The sequence below is a fragment of the Streptococcus oralis subsp. oralis genome (assembly GCF_002096455.1).
In the GTDB taxonomy this organism is placed as follows: Bacteria; Bacillota; Bacilli; order Lactobacillales; family Streptococcaceae; genus Streptococcus; species Streptococcus oralis_CY.
Genome location: NZ_NCUL01000008.1, coordinates 56,177 through 75,806 on the forward strand (window position 1 = coordinate 56,177; position 19,630 = coordinate 75,806).

At 42.1% G+C, this 19,630-nt stretch carries 16 protein-coding genes, 1 tRNA gene and 1 riboswitch; of the genes, 14 read left to right on the top strand and 3 right to left on the bottom strand.

Annotated features, from left to right (window positions below; translation table 11 throughout):
- Positions 1–79 precede the first annotated feature (79 nt).
- A tRNA-Cys gene (locus B7720_RS04865) sits at positions 80–150 on the bottom strand.
- Positions 151–449: 299 nt separating this feature from the next.
- On the opposite strand from B7720_RS04865, the gene B7720_RS04870 reads away from it, so the two are divergent.
- The 5 genes from B7720_RS04870 (at position 450) to B7720_RS04890 (ending at position 6,934) form a co-directional block, all read left to right on the top strand.
- Entirely contained in the window at positions 450–2,429 is a 1,980-nt protein-coding gene (locus tag B7720_RS04870) for a peptide ABC transporter substrate-binding protein (protein ID WP_076984802.1), read from the top strand.
- A gap of 66 nt (positions 2,430–2,495) precedes the next feature.
- Positions 2,496–3,992 (top strand): ABC transporter permease, encoded by a 1,497-nt coding sequence (locus B7720_RS04875; protein ID WP_049520606.1) that lies wholly within the window; start codon positions 2,496–2,498, stop codon positions 3,990–3,992.
- On the top strand, positions 3,992–4,918 hold the full coding sequence (oppC, locus tag B7720_RS04880) for an oligopeptide ABC transporter permease OppC (protein ID WP_000103692.1): 927 nt from the start codon (positions 3,992–3,994) through the stop codon (positions 4,916–4,918). Before B7720_RS04875 ends, oppC begins: the two co-directional genes overlap by 1 nt.
- A gap of 8 nt (positions 4,919–4,926) precedes the next feature.
- A complete protein-coding gene (locus tag B7720_RS04885; protein ID WP_049519748.1) occupies positions 4,927–5,994 on the top strand; it encodes an ABC transporter ATP-binding protein in 1,068 nt (355 codons plus the stop codon).
- Between the two features lie 10 nt (positions 5,995–6,004).
- Positions 6,005–6,934, top strand: a complete 930-nt coding sequence (locus B7720_RS04890) for an ATP-binding cassette domain-containing protein (RefSeq protein ID WP_049519746.1) — start codon at positions 6,005–6,007, stop codon at positions 6,932–6,934.
- A gap of 88 nt (positions 6,935–7,022) precedes the next feature.
- Here B7720_RS04890 and B7720_RS04895 read toward each other — a convergent pair whose 3' ends face one another.
- On the bottom strand, positions 7,023–8,462 hold the full coding sequence (locus B7720_RS04895; RefSeq protein WP_084856789.1) for a TrkH family potassium uptake protein: 1,440 nt from the start codon (positions 8,460–8,462) through the stop codon (positions 7,023–7,025).
- A 3-nt stretch (positions 8,463–8,465) separates the two neighbouring features.
- Positions 8,466–9,815 carry a Trk system potassium transporter TrkA gene (gene trkA / locus B7720_RS04900; RefSeq protein ID WP_084856792.1) on the bottom strand — a complete coding sequence of 450 codons (1,350 nt, stop codon included), beginning with the start codon at positions 9,813–9,815 and terminating at the stop codon, positions 8,466–8,468.
- Positions 9,816–10,215: 400 nt separating this feature from the next.
- Between trkA and B7720_RS04910 the strand changes: the two genes are divergently transcribed.
- From B7720_RS04910 to rpsI, 9 genes are all read left to right on the top strand, one after another.
- Complete coding sequence (locus B7720_RS04910; protein WP_033629317.1) at positions 10,216–10,719, top strand: tRNA (cytidine(34)-2'-O)-methyltransferase; 504 nt, start codon at positions 10,216–10,218, stop codon at positions 10,717–10,719.
- A gap of 40 nt (positions 10,720–10,759) precedes the next feature.
- A riboswitch (FMN riboswitch) is annotated at positions 10,760–10,994 on the top strand.
- Between the two features lie 153 nt (positions 10,995–11,147).
- Positions 11,148–11,711, top strand: coding sequence for an ECF transporter S component (locus tag B7720_RS04915; protein ID WP_049519742.1), 564 nt, complete (start codon positions 11,148–11,150; stop codon positions 11,709–11,711).
- The gene (locus B7720_RS04920) at positions 11,701–12,351 is read left to right on the top strand and encodes a phosphatase PAP2 family protein (RefSeq protein WP_084856795.1); all 651 of its coding nucleotides are present in this window, start codon (positions 11,701–11,703) and stop codon (positions 12,349–12,351) included. The genes B7720_RS04915 and B7720_RS04920 overlap by 11 nt, the downstream gene beginning before the upstream one ends.
- A gap of 272 nt (positions 12,352–12,623) precedes the next feature.
- Positions 12,624–13,670, top strand: coding sequence for a phenylalanine--tRNA ligase subunit alpha (pheS, locus tag B7720_RS04925; protein WP_000103743.1), 1,047 nt, complete (start codon positions 12,624–12,626; stop codon positions 13,668–13,670).
- A 129-nt stretch (positions 13,671–13,799) separates the two neighbouring features.
- A complete protein-coding gene (gene pheT / locus B7720_RS04930; protein ID WP_084856797.1) occupies positions 13,800–16,205 on the top strand; it encodes a phenylalanine--tRNA ligase subunit beta in 2,406 nt (801 codons plus the stop codon).
- A gap of 249 nt (positions 16,206–16,454) precedes the next feature.
- Positions 16,455–17,348, top strand: coding sequence for an ABC transporter ATP-binding protein (locus B7720_RS04935; RefSeq protein WP_000895262.1), 894 nt, complete (start codon positions 16,455–16,457; stop codon positions 17,346–17,348).
- The gene (locus B7720_RS04940) at positions 17,345–18,544 is read left to right on the top strand and encodes an ABC transporter permease (RefSeq protein ID WP_001245394.1); all 1,200 of its coding nucleotides are present in this window, start codon (positions 17,345–17,347) and stop codon (positions 18,542–18,544) included. Before B7720_RS04935 ends, B7720_RS04940 begins: the two co-directional genes overlap by 4 nt.
- A gap of 210 nt (positions 18,545–18,754) precedes the next feature.
- The gene (gene rplM, locus B7720_RS04945; RefSeq protein WP_001044624.1) at positions 18,755–19,201 is read left to right on the top strand and encodes a 50S ribosomal protein L13; all 447 of its coding nucleotides are present in this window, start codon (positions 18,755–18,757) and stop codon (positions 19,199–19,201) included.
- An 18-nt stretch (positions 19,202–19,219) separates the two neighbouring features.
- Positions 19,220–19,612 carry a 30S ribosomal protein S9 gene (gene rpsI, locus B7720_RS04950; protein ID WP_000075973.1) on the top strand — a complete coding sequence of 131 codons (393 nt, stop codon included), beginning with the start codon at positions 19,220–19,222 and terminating at the stop codon, positions 19,610–19,612.
- Positions 19,613–19,630: the final 18 nt, after the last annotated feature.

Sequence of the window (19,630 nt, forward strand, 5' to 3'; positions counted from 1 at the left end):
TTTATATGAAGAAAAAAATAAAAAAGCCCGTAAAATCGGGCTTTATTTTCGGATAAATCACTATAAAATAGTATATATAAGGCGGTAGACGGATTTGAACCGACGATCAAGCTTTTGCAGAGCCGTGCCTTACCACTTGGCTATACCGCCTCAACGTTTATTATTATACCTTGAAAATCATTTCCCGTCAATAGTTTCTTATTCTAAAATCCAATTTAAGAAAACAGATGATGATCGAAGAAGTGAGAAAAAGCTTTTAAAAATCCCGTTCTAAAGAGGGTCGGACTAGAAAGTATTTCTTGCAGAAACAAACAAAGAATGCAAGAATTTTGACAAATAGAAGTTTTTTGAAGAAATGCGCCTAAATATTCTGAAAATTCGTTTACTTTTTAAAAGATATATGTTATAATTTCCAATAAGCCTAAATTTTTCAAAGAGGAGTTAACAATATGAAAAAAAGTAGAGTATTTGTCGCAGCAGGAATTGCCCTATTAGCAACTGGCGTTTTAGCTGCTTGTGGTTCTTCAAAATCATCTGATTCTACAGCGCCAAAAAATTATGGCTATATTTATTCAGCTGACCCAGAAACTTTGGATTACCTCATTTCAGGGAAACAAAGTACTAAGGTTGCCACTTCAAATGGTATCGATGGTCTTTTCACAAACGACAAGTATGGGAACCTAGTCCCTGCAGTTGCAGAAGACTGGTCAGTTTCAAAAGATGGTTTGACTTATACCTACAAGATTCGTAAGGGTGTCAAATGGATGACATCAGATGGCGAAGAGTATGCTGAAGTGACAGCTAAAGACTTTGTAAATGGCTTGAAACACGCAACTGATAACAAGTCTGAAGCACTTTATCTAGCAGAAGATTCAGTTAAAGGTCTAGCTGACTATAAAGCTGGAAACAATAAAGATTTTGCTTCAGTCGGTGTAAAAGCAGTTGATGATTATACCCTTGAATACACTTTGAACAAACCAGAACCATACTGGAACTCTAAGCTAGCCTACTCAATCTTCTGGCCATTGAACGAAGATTTTGAAAAATCAAAAGGGGCTGACTTTGCCAAAGCAACTGACCCTACATCATTGCTTTACAATGGTCCGTTCTTACTGAAAGGTTTGACTGCTAAATCTTCTATTGAATTCGCTAAGAATGAAAATTACTGGGACAAAGATAATGTTCACATTGATAAAGTAACCCTTGCTTTCTATGATGGATCAGACCAAGAGTCAATTGAACGTAACTTTACAAGTGGAGCCTATAGCTATGCTCGTCTCTTCCCAACAAGTTCAAACTACTCTAAGGTAGAAGAAACATACAAAGACAATATCTACTACACTCCATCAGGACCTGGTATTGCTGGTTTGGGTGTGAATATTGACCGTCAAGGTTACAAATACACTTCTAAAACAACTGATGAAGAGAAGACTTCTACCAAGAAAGCCCTTCTTAACAAGGACTTCCGTCAGGCTTTGAACTTCGCCTTTGAGCGTACTTCTTACTCAGCACAAATTAATGGTAAAGAAGGTGCTCCTCTTGCAGTTCGTAACCTCTTTGTGAAACCAGGTTTTGTCTCTGCAGGTGAAAAAACTTTCGGTGACTTGGTAACTGAAAAGATGGCTGCTTACGGTGATGAGTGGAAGAATGTTAACTTTGCGGATGGTCAAGATGGACTCTTCAACGCCGATAAAGCCAAAGCTGAATTTGCCAAAGCTAAGACTGCTTTGGAAGCAGAAGGTGTGAAATTCCCTATCCACTTGGATATTCCAGTTGACCAAACAAATAAGGGTCTTATTGCTCGTATTCAATCCTTCAAACAATCCGTTGAAACAGTACTTGGTGAAGGAAACGTAGTCATTGATATTCAACAAATTTCTAAAGATGAGTTGCACAATATCACATACTATGCCGCAAACGCTGCAGCAGAAGATTGGGATCTCTCAGGAGCAGTTGGATGGAGCCCAGACTATGAAGATCCATCAACTTACCTTGATATCTTGAAAACAACTAACAGCGAACAAACAAAAACTTACATGGGTTATGATGATCCAGCAAATGCAGCAGCTGCCCAAGTTGGTTTGAAGGAATACGATAAGTTAGTTGATGAAGCTGCAAAAGAAACCAATGACTTGAATGTGCGTTATGAAAAATATGCGGCTGCTCAAGCTTGGTTGACAGACAGCTCCCTCTTCTTGCCAGCTATGTCATCAAGTGGTGCTGCACCATTCATTTCTCGTGTTGTACCATTCACAGCATCATACAGCCAGTCTGGAGATAAGGGCTCAGACGTATACTTCAAGTATATTCAGTTACAAGACAAGGTTGTAACCAAAGCTGACTATGAACAAGCTCGTGAAAAATGGCTCAAAGAGAAAAAAGAATCAAACGAAAAAGTTCAAAAAGAATTGGCTAATCACGTTAAATAAATAACTCTCAAGAGAACTTTCTCTCCATGAGGAGAAGGTTCTTTTGGGATTTTAAAAGGAAACGATATGAAGAAATATATTTTTATGCGTGTATTGCGTTCATTGTTGTCTATTTTCTTGGTGACAACCTTGACCTACACAATTATCTATACGATGGTTCCTCGAAAATTGATTTTCAAGCAGGATACCAACTATAACAAGATTGCAACGACGCCGGACAAGCGGGATAATTATGAAAATACCGTTTATGAACGGATGGGCTATATCGAGTACTACGATACCAAAGAGTTGCAAGAAAGAGCGAGCACGATGGATTCGTCTGTAACAGTGGATGCCAATGATACCAATAAGGCAATCTACGAAAAATACATCAACCAACTAGGAAATGGTTGGACACTCGGTGTGTTCTCAGAAAGTGGTCAATTCTATGCTACGCGTGAAATTCCAATTTTTGAACGTGTTTTCAAATTCTATGCCAACTTGATTGATATTGATCATCCAAACAAGATCCAGGACCCTGAAAATCCAAACTTGGAACGCTATCTTCGTTTTGAAAATGACCCTGCTATCGGTTGGTCATTGGTTGGCTCAGGTACAAAACATAAATACCTTTTGTATTTCAACAATCAATTTCCATTTGTACACCAAAACTTTGTGAACATTAACTTGGGTGACTCTTACCCAACTTATGCAAACACACCAGTGCTTCAAGTTATCACACAAGGTCAGGGACAAACTAAGACATCAGAAGTTCAATTCCCTACAGGTAAAAAGACTTCATCTGTAGATATCTACTCTCGTACCTACAAATCTCCAAGTCAAGCAGATGCGCGTGAGGTAGCCAACTATGGTAAGGATGATCCATATACAGCTACAGAAAGCAATTACCAATACCCATCAATGATTGCAAGCTCAGCGGTTGCTGGTTTGATTGGTTTGATTATTTCTTATGCGATTGCGATTCCACTTGGATCTGCTATGGCTCGCCACAAGAATACTTGGATTGATAGCTTCTCGACAGGTGCTCTAACCTTCTTGCTTGCTCTTCCAACGATTGCCTTGGTTTACATCGTGCGTTTGATTGGATCATCTATTGGTCTGCCTGATTCATTCCCTATCTTGGGGGCTGGAGATTGGCGTTCTTATGTCTTGCCAGCAGTTATTCTAGGTTTGTTGGGTGCACCAAGTACAGCTATCTGGATTCGTCGTTACATGATCGACTTGCAATCTCAGGACTTCGTTCGTTTTGCGCGTGCAAAAGGTTTGTCTGAAAAAGAAATTTCAAATAAACACATCTTTAAAAATGCCATGGTTCCTTTGGTTTCAGGTATTCCTGGTGCCGTAATCGGAGTTATCGGTGGTGCAACATTGACAGAAACGGTCTTCGCTTTCCCAGGTATGGGTAAAATGTTGATTGACTCTGTTAAGGCATCAAACAACTCAATGGTAGTTGGTCTTGTCTTCATCTTCACATGTATTTCTATCTTCTCACTCTTTGTAGGTGATATCTGGATGACCATGCTTGACCCACGTATTAAATTGACAGAGAAAGGAGGCAAATAATGTCAACAATCGATAAAGAAAAATTTCAGTTCGTAAAACGTGACGATTTTGCCTCTGAAACAATTGATGCTCCTGCCTATTCATACTGGGGTTCTGTATTTAGACAATTTCTAAAGAAAAAATCAACCGTCTTTATGCTAGGAATTTTGGTTGCTATTATCTTGATGAGCTTTATTTACCCAATGTTCTCAGATTTTGACTTCAACGATGTAAGTAAGGTCAATGACTTCTCTGCTCGTTTTATCAAGCCCAATGCTGAACATTGGTTTGGTACAGATAGCAATGGTAAATCCTTGTTTGACGGGGTTTGGTTTGGTGCGCGTAACTCTATCCTCATCTCTGTAATTGCAACTTTTATCAACCTTGTAATTGGGGTTATTGTTGGTGGAATTTGGGGAATTTCAAAATCCGTTGACCGTGTCATGATGGAAGTTTATAACATTATTTCAAACATTCCATCTCTCTTGATTGTCATTGTCTTGACTTACTCAATCGGTGCTGGTTTCTGGAATTTGATTTTTGCAATGAGTGTGACAACTTGGATTGGGATTGCTTATATGATTCGTATCCAAATCATGCGTTACCGTGACTTGGAATACAACCTTGCTTCTCAAACACTTGGAACACCAACCTTTAAAATCATTGTTAAAAACATCATGCCACAATTGGTATCTGTTATTGTTTCTACAATGACCTTGATGTTGCCAAGCTTCATCTCTTATGAAGCCTTCCTTTCCTTCTTTGGATTGGGATTGCCTGTAACAGTGCCAAGTTTGGGACGTTTGATCTCAGATTACTCACAAAACGTTACGACCAACGCTTACTTATTCTGGATTCCGTTGACAACCTTGATCTTGGTATCCCTATCTCTTTTCGTTGTTGGTCAAAATCTAGCGGATGCTAGTGATCCACGTACACATAGATAGGAGTAGACATGATAAAAGGAAAAAATGTAATTTTGACTGCTCGTGATATTGTCGTGGAATTTGACGTTCGTGACAAAGTTCTGACGGCTATCCGAGGAGTTTCTCTGGACCTGATCGAAGGAGAAGTTCTTGCCTTGGTAGGTGAGTCCGGTTCTGGTAAATCTGTTTTAACAAAAACCTTTACAGGGATGTTGGAAGACAATGGACGTATTGCTCAAGGAAGCATCGACTATCGTGGACAAGACTTGACCGCTCTTACTTCTAACAAGGAATGGGAGAAGATTCGTGGTGCTAAAATTGCGACCATCTTCCAAGATCCTATGACAAGTTTGGACCCAATCAATACAATCGGTAGTCAAATTACTGAAGTGATCGTTAAACACCAAGGGAAAACAGCTAAGGAAGCCAAAGAGATGGCAATCGACTATATGAACAAGGTCGGAATCCCAGATGCTGAAAAACGTTTTGAAGAGTATCCTTTCCAATATTCTGGAGGGATGCGCCAACGTATCGTTATTGCGATTGCCCTTGCCTGTCGTCCAGATATCTTGATCTGTGACGAGCCAACAACGGCTCTTGATGTAACCATTCAAGCACAAATCATTGATTTGCTTAAAACTTTACAGAACGAGTACCACTTTACCATTATCTTTATCACCCATGACCTTGGTGTGGTAGCAAGTATTGCCGATAAGGTAGCGGTTATGTATGCTGGAGAAATTGTAGAATATGGAACTGTTGAGGAAGTTTTCTACGACCCACGTCATCCATATACTTGGAGTCTCTTGTCTAGCTTGCCTCAGCTTGCTGATGATAAAGGGGAATTGTACTCTATCCCAGGAACACCACCGTCTCTTTATACTGAGTTGAAAGGTGATGCCTTTGCCCTTCGTTCAGATTATGCGATGCAAATTGACTTTGAACAGAAAGCACCTCAGTTTTCAGTCACTGATACTCACTGGGCTAAGACTTGGTTGCTTCATGAGAATGCTCCTAAAGTTGAAAAACCTGGGGTCATCGCAGATTTGCATGACAAAATTCGTGATAAAATGGGCTTTGCTCATCTAGAAGACTAGGAGGAAGGAAATGTCTGAAAAATTAGTAGAAATTAAAGATTTAGAAATTTCCTTCGGTGAAGGAAGTAAGAAGTTTGTCGCGGTTAAAAACGCCAACTTCTTTATCAACAAGGGGGAAACTTTCTCTCTTGTAGGAGAGTCTGGTAGTGGGAAAACAACGATTGGTCGTGCTATTATTGGTCTAAATAATACCAGTAAAGGTGAGATCATCTTTGATGGTCATAAGATCAATGGAAAAAAATCTCATAAGGAATCCTCAGACTTGATCCGTCGTATCCAGATGATTTTCCAGGACCCTGCAGCCAGCTTGAATGAGCGTGCGACGGTTGACTATATCATCTCTGAAGGTCTTTACAACTATCACTTGTTCAAAGACGAAGAAGATCGTAAAGAAAAAGTTCAAAAGATGATTCATGAAGTTGGACTTTTGAAAGAACACTTGACCCGTTATCCACACGAGTTTTCTGGTGGTCAACGTCAGCGTATCGGGATTGCCCGTGCCCTTGTGATGGAACCTGATTTCGTTATTGCGGATGAGCCAATTTCAGCCTTGGACGTATCAGTGCGTGCGCAAGTCTTGAACTTGCTCAAGAAGTTCCAAAAAGAGTTGGGCTTGACCTATCTCTTTATCGCGCATGATTTGTCAGTTGTTCGCTTTATCTCAGATCGTATCGCGGTTATCTATAAGGGAGTTATCGTCGAAGTGGCGGAGACAGAGGAGTTGTTTAACAATCCTGTCCATCCATACACTCAAGCACTTCTATCTGCTGTACCGATTCCAGATCCAATCTTGGAACGCAAGAAGGTCTTGAAAGTTTACGATCCTGACCAACATGACTATGAGACAGATAAGCCATCTATGGTAGAAATTCGTCCAGGTCACTATGTTTGGGCTAACCAAGCGGAAGTTGCTCGTTACAAGAAAGCTCTTAAAGAATAAACAAATTAGGAGAGGATCGAAAGGTCTTCTCATTTTTAATAGAAAAATTCCCCTTCTACTAGCTTGTAAAAGGGGAAATGTATTATAATTAGCGTTTAGACCAAGTGCGTTTCATAAAGAGTAGCAAAATTGGGTATATCTCTAAGCGACCTGCAATCATTGCAAAGGAGAGGAGGATTTTAGAGATGGGACTAAAGATGGCAAAACTCGAGGTTGTACCTAGAATAGGTCCGATATTGTTAAAACAGCTGAAGACAGCACTGGTCACGACTAGAAAATCATTGCTATCAAGACTGACGATAAAGATGAGAGAAAGAATAATCATCATATAGATAGCAAAATATTTAAGAATCTTGTGTTGGGTATCCTTATCAATCACAGTTTTATTGACGTGGAGAGTCAAGACACGGTGAGGGGATAAGATGGACAAAATTTGATTTTTAGCAATTTTTGTGAGGATAAGTCCTCTGATCACCTTAAGACCACCTGCAGTTGAGCCAGCTGATCCACCGATTGCCATGAGGAAGAGGAGGATAAACTGGGAGAAAAGGGGCCAGTTGGTAATATCTCCGTATCCAAAACCTGTTGTCGTGATGATATTGGAAACCTGAAAGAAGGCCATTTCAACACTTTTAGAACCCCCTTGGTAGAGGTGGAGCGTATTAAGCGTAATCAAGCCGGTAGAAACTAGGACAATGATGATATATGCTCGTAGTTCTTCATCTCCAAAGAAGGCCTTAACCCGACGGAGCATGAGGAAGTAATAGAGGTTAAAATTGACACCGAAAACCAGAACGCCAAAACTGACAAGATAGGTAATTAGGGAACTGCCGTAGTGGGCGATTCCATCGTTGTAAACGGTGAATCCCCCCGTTCCCGCTGTTCCCATAGCGATAACAAAGCTATCAAACAAGGGCATACCGGCTAGATAGTAGATGACAACAAAGAGGGAGAAGAGCCCGAGGTAAAGGAGATAGAGGATCTGGGCAGTATTTTTCAGTTTGGATACAACCTTACCAAAGACAGGACCAGGGACTTCTGCTTTCATCACCTCTAAGTGACTATTCTTAGCATTGTCCATAATAGCAAGTGCGAAAACAAGCACTCCCATCCCTCCTATCAAGTGGGTGAAACTTCGCCAGAAGAGGAGAGAGCGACTGAGAACGGAAACATCTGTTAGGATAGTAGCACCAGTCGTTGTAAAACCAGAGCTGATCTCGAAAAATGCATCGATGATGCTAGGAATTTGTCCTGAAAAGACAAAGGGTAAGCCACCAAAGAAAGACCAGAGAATCCAACAGAGGGCAACGATTAAGACACCCTCCTTGGCATAAATCCGTTGATTCTTTGGTTTTCTTAGGATTCCCACCCCACCGAGAAGGACTAAAATTCCAATTGTAGTAAAAAGAGCTGTAAATACTTGGCTGGATTCTCGGTAATAGGTCGCTACGCTGACAGGAACTAGGAGGAGAACAGCCTCGATCAAGAGCAGTTTGGAGAGGAGATAACGAATCATACTTTTATTCATTTCTTACCTCTCAATCAAATCATAGATTTTGGTGATATTTGGTAGTAAGGTGGTTACCAGCAATTGGTCTCCGACCTCCAGTGTATCCTCTCCGGTCGGGAAGATTGTTTTTCCTTTTCGAATAATGGCTGCGATGAGAATACCCTTCTTCAATTTCAGATGAGAAAGAGGCTTGGCTGTCATTTTATTAGCTTCCTTGATATGGAATTGTAGGGTTTCAATCTGGCCGTTTGCAAGATGGTGCATGGCTTGAAGGTCTGAGTATTGGGCATTAACCCGTCCTCGGATAAAGTGCATAATGGTATCCACTGCGATGATCTTTGGCGTGATGATACTTGAAAAATCAGGTGCATGGATGATTTCTAGGAGGCTAGTCCGGTTGACCTTGGTGATGTTTTTCTGGACGCCAACACGATCAAGGAACATGGAGGTGATGATGTTTTCTTCGTCTACTCCAGTTAAGGTTGCGACTGCATCGTAGTGAGGAGCACTTTCTTCTAGTAAGATATCTTTGGCTGTCCCATCTCCCTGAACGATATAGAGATTTGGGAATTTTTCACTAAAGAAACGGGCTCTTTCAGGATTAATCTCGATGACCTTGGTATCAATGCGACTGTCTTTTAAAATGCCAAGCAGATAATAAGCGATCTTTCCAGCTCCAACGATAAGTAAGCTTTTCACTGCACGAGATTTAAAATAGTTATGGAAAAGCATCATATCTACACGATTTCCCGTAACAAAAATCCTATCCTTGTCTTGGATAATAACATTACCGCTTGGAATCATCAGTTGATGATCCCTCTCCATAGCACAGACAATGATGTTACCAAATTTTTTACGAAAGTCTGAGATTGGCATTTGACAAAGACCGCTAGAGTCCTTGACAACAAATTCCATGAGACTGACCCGACCTCCAGCAAATCGTTCGACAGAGAGGGCATTAGGGAAATCAATGATATTTGAGATCGCACGCGCTGCCAGGAGTTCTGGGTTAACGATAAGTGAAAATCCAAGAATATTTTTCTCTTTAAAATAGGCATTAGAGTATTCAGGATTTCGCACCCGAACGATGGTTTCTTTAGCCCCCATTTTTTTAGCAAGTACCGCTGAAATCATATTCACTTCATCGTATTCGGTTAGAGCAATAAAGATATCACACTCTTGAACACCGGCTTGCTCCAAGATGGCAAAGTCAGCACCATTTCCAAGGAGACCTATGATATCAAAGCGACTGACAATGTGATTGAGGACAGCCTCATCTTGTTCGATGAGGACAACGTCATGGTTTTCTGCAACCAGTGAACGACAGAGGGCGAAACCAACTTTCCCTCCACCAACAAGGACAATTTTCATATAAAAACCTACTTTTTCATGATGTAACTATCATACCCTTTTTTAGCAAAAAATGCACTTGCTAAGGCGATTTTTAGGGGAAGAAAGGCCTTTTTCAAGTTTTTGAAGCTACATTTGTTTAACTTCTATAACGATGTCTCCGATTTGAAGTGATTTGGTTCTTTTACCATACCTTTTCAGAAAGGGAATGACCAAACATGAAAGTATCATCAAAAAAAGTAAAAAAATCAAGTCGTTTCTATTGACAATGATTCTGAAAGTGTTATACTAAGGAAGTAGTTTCGCTGATTTACTTCAAACCTGTTGTGAGGTAAGTTAACGATGCCTTAACCACGCTGTTTGCTGAGCTTGACTCCGGGCAGTGTGGCTATTTTTTTGCAATGATAAAAGGAAGCCAGTCATGACAAATCACATTGTATTATTTGAACCTCAGATTCCACAAAATACAGGTAACATTGCGCGTACTTGCGCTGCGACCAATTCTCCCCTCCATATTATCAAACCGATGGGATTTCCGATTGATGACCGCAAGATGAAGCGGGCTGGTTTGGATTACTGGGATAAGCTTGAGATTTATTTTTATGACAGTTTGGAAGATTTCATGTCTCAGATGAAGGGTAAACTCTATCTGATTTCAAAATTTGCGGAAAAGGTCTATTCTGAAGCAGATTTATCGACGGACGAGGACCATTATTTTCTCTTTGGACGTGAAGACAAGGGCTTGCCTGAGGACTTTATGCGGGAGCATCCCGAAAAGGCTCTCCGTATTCCTATGAATGATGAACATGTCCGCAGTCTCAATGTTTCCAATACCGTCTGCATGATTGTCTATGAAGCGCTTCGTCAGCAGAATTTTGCAGGTCTTGAGCTTGTTCACACCTATGAAGCAGATAAATTGAAATAATCAAAATGCTTGCACTTGCAAGCGTTTTTTGTTATGATAAAGGGGTCTTCAGGGCTGGGTGAGATTCCCGACCGGCGGTGACTTTAACTAGGAAATGATCTTTTCCTTTTATACTTTGTTGACAAGCTTTGCCTAACCAGAAGTTATGCCTACAGCTTGTCGCCTAGTCTAAAAGAAAAATCTCAATTTCCATTCTCTTAAAGAAGTCCGCGAGCGCAAGCTGATGTGGTGCGATTCCACAACCGACAGTATAGTCTGGATGGGAGAAGACGAAAGAATGGCTTTGTCTGTTCTGATGAGTTTATAGATGAATTGCAACCGCTTGCTCAAAAGAGTGAGGGGGAACTTTTGGGATATAAAAAGTGAGAATAGATAGAGGGATCCTTTCCAACTTCTTCTGATTTTATAGAAAATTGGAGGAACCTGTTATGACAAACACACGTCGACTTTCGACCATTGCGATTTTATCAGCCATTTCATTTGTGCTGATGTACTTTGACTTTCCGCTCTTGCCAGCGGCGACCTTCCTCAAGATCGAGTTTAGTATCTTGCCAGTCCTTGTGGGCTTGGTGGTCATGGATTTGCCAGCTGCTCTCGGGATTCTCTTGTTGCGATCACTCTTGAAGTTGCTTCTCAATAGCCAGGGAGTGAATACTTACATTGGCTTGCCAATGAATATCGTGGCCTTGGGAGTTTTTGTTATCGTCTTTGGTTTGATTTGGAAAAAGGAACGTAGCACCCTTCGTTTCCTACTAGCATCTCTAGCGGGAACTATTGGATTGACTTCTGCCATGTTGGTTCTCAACTATGTCTATGCGGTTCCTTTATACGCGCAGTTTGCCAACTTTGATATTAGAGAAATTATAGGACTTTCTAACTACTTGATGACCATGGTTTTACCTTTTAACCTGATTGAAGGTTTAATCTTTGCTGTTTCATTCTGGTTGTTATACGTCCTCTTGAAACCAACCTTAAAACATTATGAGAGATAAACAAACATTTTTAATGAAGGGCAGTTTTGCCCTTTTACTTTTCGTCCTTCTTGGCTATATGGTTAAGTTCTATCCTGAAACGCTGGTCGGTTTTGATCAACCGCTTCAGACTGCCCTTCGTGGGGACTTGCCAGATTATTTGACAGTTCTATTCCGTGCGCTTACGCATTTGATTGATATCCCAGTAATCATTACCTGGGTTGCCATCGCAGCCTTTATCTTTTATCGTAAGCAGTGGAAGATAGAAAGCTACTTCATGGCGGGTAATCTAGCCTTAGCCGGTCTCTTAATTGTGACCTTTAAAAACATCTACCAGCGCCCACGGCCAGCTATTTTACACTTGGTAGAGGAGAACGGATTTTCTTTTCCAAGCGGGCATTCTCTTGCAGTGACACTGATGGTAGGTACTTTGATTGTCATTCTCAGTCAACGAATTAAAAATCCAGTCTGGAGAAAAATCGTACAAATCGTTCTTGGGTTCTACCTAGTCAGTGTACTGGTGTCAAGGGTCTATCTGGGAGTTCACTATCCATCAGACGTCCTTGCAAGTCTCTGTGTGGGCTTGGGAGTCTTGTTTATCGAATTTCCTTTCTATGACAAGCTTCGCTTCCAATGGCGATTTAAAGGCAAGCAGAAGTGAGATAGGTCTTGCAAGAATGGTAAAAATCTGATAAACTAAGTAGTAATTGAATAGGAATCCGCAAGACTAGTAACTCAAGGGAAGTATATCAGGGAGGAGAGCCGTGACTGCAAGCTCTCTATATGGAAGTTGGGTGAATTCACTTGCGCATGGATTTAGAAATGAAGGTCTGACTTGTCAGATGAAAACGGATGGTACCGCGTGTCAACGCTCCGAGTGGAGTTTTTGGCATGTGGTTTTCTTTTTATCTACGAGAGACTGATGGAGGAATTATGTCAACTATTGAAGAACAATTAAAAGCGCTTCGTGAAGAAACGCTGGCTAGCTTGAAGCAAATTACTGCTGAAAATGAAAAAGAGATGCAAGACTTGCGTGTCTCTGTCCTTGGTAAAAAAGGGTCGCTTACTGAAATCCTCAAAGGGATGAAAGATGTCTCTGCTGAGATGCGTCCAATCATCGGGAAACACGTCAATGAAGCGCGTGATGTCTTGACAGCGGCCTTTGAAGAAACAGCTAAGCTCTTGGAAGAAAAGAAAGTCGCAGCTCAACTAGCTAGCGAGAGTATCGATGTGACGCTTCCAGGTCGCCCAGTTGCGACTGGTCACCGTCACGTTTTGACACAAACCAGTGAAGAAATCGAAGATATTTTCATCGGTATGGGTTACCAAGTCGTGGATGGTTTTGAAGTGGAGCAAGACTACTATAACTTTGAGCGTATGAACCTTCCGAAAGATCACCCAGCCCGTGATATGCAGGACACTTTCTACATCACAGAAGAAATCTTGCTCCGTACTCACACGTCTCCAGTCCAGGCGCGTGCTATGGATGCTCATGATTTTTCAAAAGGTCCTTTGAAGATGATCTCACCGGGGCGTGTGTTCCGTCGTGATACGGACGATGCGACTCACAGTCACCAGTTCCACCAAATCGAAGGCTTGGTTGTTGGGAAAAATATCTCTATGGCTGACCTTCAAGGAACCCTTCAGTTGATTGTCCAAAAGATGTTCGGTGAAGAGCGTCAGATCCGTCTGCGTCCATCTTATTTCCCATTCACAGAGCCATCTGTTGAAGTGGATGTTTCCTGCTTCAAGTGTGGTGGAGAAGGATGTAACGTATGTAAGAAAACAGGTTGGATCGAAATTATGGGTGCCGGTATGGTTCACCCACGTGTCCTTGAAATGAGTGGTATCGATGCGACTGTTTACTCTGGCTTTGCCTTTGGTCTTGGACAAGAGCGTGTCGCTATGCTCCGTTACGGAATTAACGATATCCGTGGATTCTATCAAGGAGATGTCCGCTTCTCAGAACAGTTTAAATAAGATTGAAACCTGAAACACAGTCCTACACAGTCCTAGTCATTTTCTCTCGATGAGAATAGTAAGGACTGACTCGAAGAAAAAGAAAGGAATTGAAAAGGTCTTACTTGGTGGGATCTTACAATCAGAATTATGCTTGTATCTTATAAATGGTTAAAAGAATTGGTGGACATTGATGTGCCATCACAAGAGTTGGCTGAGAAAATGTCAACTACAGGGATTGAGGTCGAAGGTGTCGAATCACCGGCTGCTGGTCTCTCAAAAATTGTCGTCGGTGAGGTTTTGTCTTGCGAAGATGTGCCAGAAACTCACTTGCATGTCTGTCAGGTTAACGTTGGCGAAGAAGAAGCCCGTCAAATCGTTTGTGGTGCTCCCAATGTGCGTGCTGGTATCAAGGTCATGGTGGCTCTTCCAGGAGCTCGTATCGCTGACAATTACAAGATCAAAAAAGGGAAAATCCGTGGTTTAGAGTCTCTCGGAATGATTTGTTCCCTTGGTGAATTGGGAATTTCTGACTCGGTTGTACCGAAGGAATTCGCAGATGGAATCCAAATCTTGCCAGAAGATGCTATTCCTGGAGATGAAGTTTTCTCTTACCTAGACTTGGATGACGAAATCATCGAACTTTCTATCACGCCAAACCGTGCAGACGCTCTATCTATGCGTGGAGTAGCGCACGAAGTGGCAGCCATCTATGACAAGGCAGTTAGCTTTAAAGAATTCAGTTTAACAGAAACAAATGAAGCTGCAGCAGAGGCCCTCTCTGTAGGCATTGAAACAGATAAGGCGCCTTACTATGCAGCCCGTATCTTGGACAATGTGACCATCGCACCAAGTCCACAATGGTTGCAAAACCTCCTCATGAACGAAGGCATTCGTCCGATCAATAACGTAGTTGACGTAACCAACTACATCCTGCTTTACTTTGGTCAACCGATGCATGCCTTTGACTTGGATACCTTTGAAGGGACTGACATCCGTGTGCGTGAAGCGCGTGCTGGTGAAAAATTGGTGACCTTGGACGGTGAAGAACGTGACTTGGAAGTAAATGACTTAGTCATCACTGTCGCAGACAAGCCAGTAGCCCTTGCAGGTGTCATGGGTGGAGAGGCTACAGAAATCTCTGAAAAATCAAGTCGAGTTGTGTTAGAAGCGGCTGTTTTCAATGGCAAATCTATCCGCAAGACTAGCGGACGCCTCAACCTTCGTTCGGAATCATCTTCTCGCTTTGAAAAAGGCATCAATGTGGCAACTGTTAATGAAGCCCTTGATGCGGCGGCTAGCATGATTGCTGATCTTGCAGGTGCGACAGTGCGTAAGGGCATCGTTTCAGCGGGGGAGCTTGACACTTCAGATGTGGAAGTTTCTTCAACCCTTGCAGACGTTAACCGCGTCCTTGGTACGGAGCTTTCCTATGCTGATGTGGAAGATGTCTTCCGTCGTCTTGGCTTTGGCCTTTCTGGCAATGCAGAAAGCTTTACAGTCAGCGTCCCACGTCGTCGTTGGGATATCACTATCGAAGCAGATCTCTTTGAAGAAATCGCTCGTATCTATGGATATGACCGTTTGCCAACCAGTCTTCCAAAAGACGATGGTACAGCAGGTGAATTGACTGCGACACAAAAATTGCGCCGTCAAGTTCGTACGATCGCTGAAGGAGCCGGTTTGACAGAAATCATCACCTACGCTCTTACAACACCTGAAAAAGCAGTTGAGTTCACAGCTCAACCAAGTAACCTTACAGAACTCATGTGGCCAATGACAGTGGACCGTTCTGTCCTCCGTCAAAATATGGTCTCAGGTATTTTGGATACGGTAGCCTATAACGTGGCTCGTAAGAACAAAAACTTGGCTCTTTACGAGATTGGAAAAGTCTTTGAACAAACAGGCAATCCAAAAGAAGAACTTCCAAACGAAATCAACAGTTTTGCCTTTGCCTTGACCGGCTTGGTTGCAGAAAAAGATTTCCAAACGGCAGCAGTTCCAGTTGATTTCTTCTATGCTAAGGGAATCCTTGAAGCGCTCTTTACTCGCTTGGGACTAGAAGTGACTTATACAGCAACAGCTGAGATTGCAAGTCTCCATCCAGGACGTACAGCCGTGATTTCACTCGGCGACCAAGTTCTTGGTTTCCTTGGCCAAGTGCATCCAGTCACTGGCAAGGCCTACGATATTCCAGAAACGTATGTAGCTGAGCTCAACCTTTCAGCCATCGAAGCTGCCCTTCAACCAGCTGCTCCATTTGTGGAAATCACCAAATTCCCAGCAGTCAGTCGTGACGTGGCACTACTCCTCAAGGCAGAAGTCACTCATCAAGAAGTAGTCGATGCTATCCGAGCTGCCGGCGTGAAACGATTGACAGATATCAAACTCTTTGACGTCTTCTCAGGCGAAAAACTGGGAGTTGGCATGAAGTCAATGGCCTATAGCTTGACCTTCCAAAATCCAGAAGACAGCTTAACGGACGAAGAAGTCGCACGCTATATGGAAAAAATCCAAGCATCACTGGAAGAAAAAGTGAATGCAGAAGTACGTTAACTCATCAATCCATCCTTAGGGGTGGATTTTTAGTTTCAAAAGGACAGTTCAGAAGAGAAAAGCGATAGTTGAGGAGGAAGCCATCTCAGAAGGTCTTTAATGAGTTATACTAAAGCTATCGCTGAAATACTTAAAATTTATTAGAGAAAGGATACTTTTGCTACTTATAATCCGATAAAATGGACATAAATCGTTGTAAAGGCTATCAAAAAGGAGTATAATAAGTGCAACATATCTCGGAGGTGGAAAATGTTAGAAGTAAGAAATCTAGAGAAAAGTTTCGGTCCCAAGCAAGTCTTGTTTGGTGTCGATTTTCAGGCAAGTCCAGGAAGGATTCTGGGCTTGGTCGGGAAGAATGGTGCTGGGAAAACAACGATTTTCCACAGTATGTTGAAATTTTTAGAGTATCAAGGAGAGATCAGTCTGGATGGGCAGGAGATTCGTCAGGAAACCTATGCACGGATTGGTTATCTGCCTGAGGAACGCAGCCTCATGCCCAAGTTGACAGTCCTTGAGCAAGTTCGTTACTTGGCGACTCTAAAAGGCATGGATGCTAAAGAAGTCAAGGAAAAACTCCCTCAATGGATGGAAAAATTGGAAGTGAAGGGCAAATTGACCGACAAAATCAAGAGTCTGTCAAAAGGGAATCAACAGAAAATTCAGTTGATCATCACCCTGATCCATGAGCCAGACTTGATCATCCTGGATGAGCCTTTTAGTGGTTTGGATCCAGTTAATACCGAGTTACTCAAACAAGTCATCTTGAAAGAGAAAGAGCGCGGTGCAATCATTATCTTTTCTGACCATGTCATGACCAACGTTGAGGAACTTTGCGATGATATCCTGATGATTCGTGACGGGCGTGTGGTCTTGCATGGACCAGTTCAGGATGTCCGTAATCAATATGGGAAAACGCGTCTCTTTGTTTCAAGTGAACGAAGTAAGGAAGAATTGGAAAATCTTCCTCATGTCAAACAGGTGAGCTTGACCAAGCAAGGCAGTTGGAAATTGATCCTAGATGATGAGAGCGCTGGAAGAGAACTCTTCCCAATCCTCACTCAAGGTCAATACATCGCGACCTTTGACCAACAAGCTCCAACAATCGATGAAATCTTTAAACTAGAATCAGGGGTGGAAGTATGAGAAATATGTGGGTTGTAATGAAGGAAACCTATCTTCGACATGTCAAGTCGTGGAGTTTCTTCTTTATGGTGATTTCGCCGTTCCTCTTTTTAGCCTTATCTGTAGGAATCGGCTTTCTCCAAGGGTCTTCTATGGCCAAGAATAGCAAGATAGCAGTAGTAACAACTGTGCCATCTGTGGAAGAAGGGCTCAAGGGTACCAATGGTATCAACTTTGATTATAAGGATGAAGCCAGTGCCCAGGCTGCTATCAAGGATGAGAAAATCAAGGGTTACCTAACCATTGACCAAGAGGACAGCGTCCTCAAGGCCGTCTATCATGGTGAAACTTCTCTTGAAACAGGCATCAAACTAGCAGTAACCAATAAGCTAAACGAACTGCAATACCAACTCAATCGTTCGTCAGCTAATTTGTCTCAAGAACAGGAAAAACGTCTGAGTCAAACCGTTGATTTTACTGAGAAAATTGATGAATCTAAGGAAAACAAAAAAATTGTTCAAACCATTGCGGCCGCAGGGCTTGGTTTCTTCCTTTATATGATTTTGATTACCTATGCTAGTGTCACTGCTCAGGAAGTGGCTAGCGAGAAAGGAACCAAAATCATGGAGGTGGTCTTCTCTAGTATCCGAGCAAGTCATTATTTCTACGCTCGCATGCTGGCTCTACTTCTTGTGATTTTGACTCATATTGGCATTTACGTCGTGGGTGGACTGGCTGCCATTCTGCTCTTTAAAGACATCCCTATCTTGGCACAATCTGGGATTTTAAATCATCTAGGAGAGGCCTTCTCGCTCAATACCTTATTGTTTGTCTTGGTTAGCCTCTTTATGTACGTTGTTTTAGCAGCCTTTCTAGGCTCTATGGTTTCTCGCCCTGAGGATTCAGGAAAGGCCTTGTCGCCATTGATGATCTTGATTATAGCAGGATTTGTCGGTGTGACCTCTCTAGGTGCTGCTGGGGACAATTTAGTTCTGAAAATTGGCTCCTATATTCCTTTCATCTCGACCTTCTTTATGCCATTTAGAGCTATAAATGGGTATGCAAGTGGTCTAGAAGCTTGGATTTCGCTTGCCATAACGGTTGTTTTTGCAGTCACTGCAACAGCCTTTATCGGACGCATGTATGCTAGTCTAGTCCTTCAAACAGATGATTTGGGAATCTGGAAAACCTTTAAACGTGCCTTAGCTTATAAATAGGAGAGCCTCGCAAAAGCGAGGTTTTTCTAGATGTTAAACACTGAAATCGGCAAAAATATTTTTCATATCTATTGACTTTTAGTAGTGAAATTTGGTATGATAGTAGACGGTATTGTTTACCCCATTTGTAAGGCCCCGGAACCTTTCAAATACCCCGCGGACCGGAACATCCGCCCTGTAAACAAAAACGATATTCATATAGGAGAAATCATGAACAAAACTACATTCATGGCTAAACCAGGCCAAGTAGAACGCAAATGGTACGTTGTTGACGCAACTGATGTACCTCTTGGACGCCTTTCAGCAGTTGTTGCTAGCGTACTTCGCGGAAAAAACAAACCAACATTCACACCACACACTGATACAGGTGACTTCGTAATCGTTATCAATGCTGAAAAAGTTAAATTGACTGGTAAAAAAGCAACTGATAAGATTTACTACACTCACTCAAACCACCCAGGTGGATTGAAACAAATCTCTGCTGGTGAACTTCGTTCTAAAAATGCAGTACGTTTGATCGAAAAATCAGTTAAAGGTATGCTTCCACACAATACTCTTGGCCGCGCTCAAGGTATGAAATTGAAAGTATTCGTTGGAGCTGAGCACACTCACGCTGCACAACAACCAGAAGTTCTTGATATTTCAGGACTTATCTAAGGAAAGGAACAATAAAGTATGTCACAAGCACAATATGCAGGTACTGGACGTCGTAAAAACGCTGTTGCACGCGTTCGCCTTGTTCCAGGAACTGGTAAAATCACCGTTAACAAAAAAGATGTTGAAGAGTACATCCCACACGCTGACCTTCGTCTTGTTATCAACCAACCATTCGCAGTTACTTCAACTGTAGGTTCATACGACGTTTTCGTTAATGTTGTAGGTGGTGGATACGCTGGTCAATCAGGAGCTATCCGTCACGGTATCGCTCGTGCTCTTCTTCAAGTAGACCCAGACTTCCGCGATTCATTGAAACGCGCAGGACTTCTTACACGTGACTCACGTAAAGTTGAGCGTAAGAAGCCAGGTCTTAAGAAAGCTCGTAAAGCTAGTCAGTTCTCAAAACGTTAATCAATACGATTATATCAA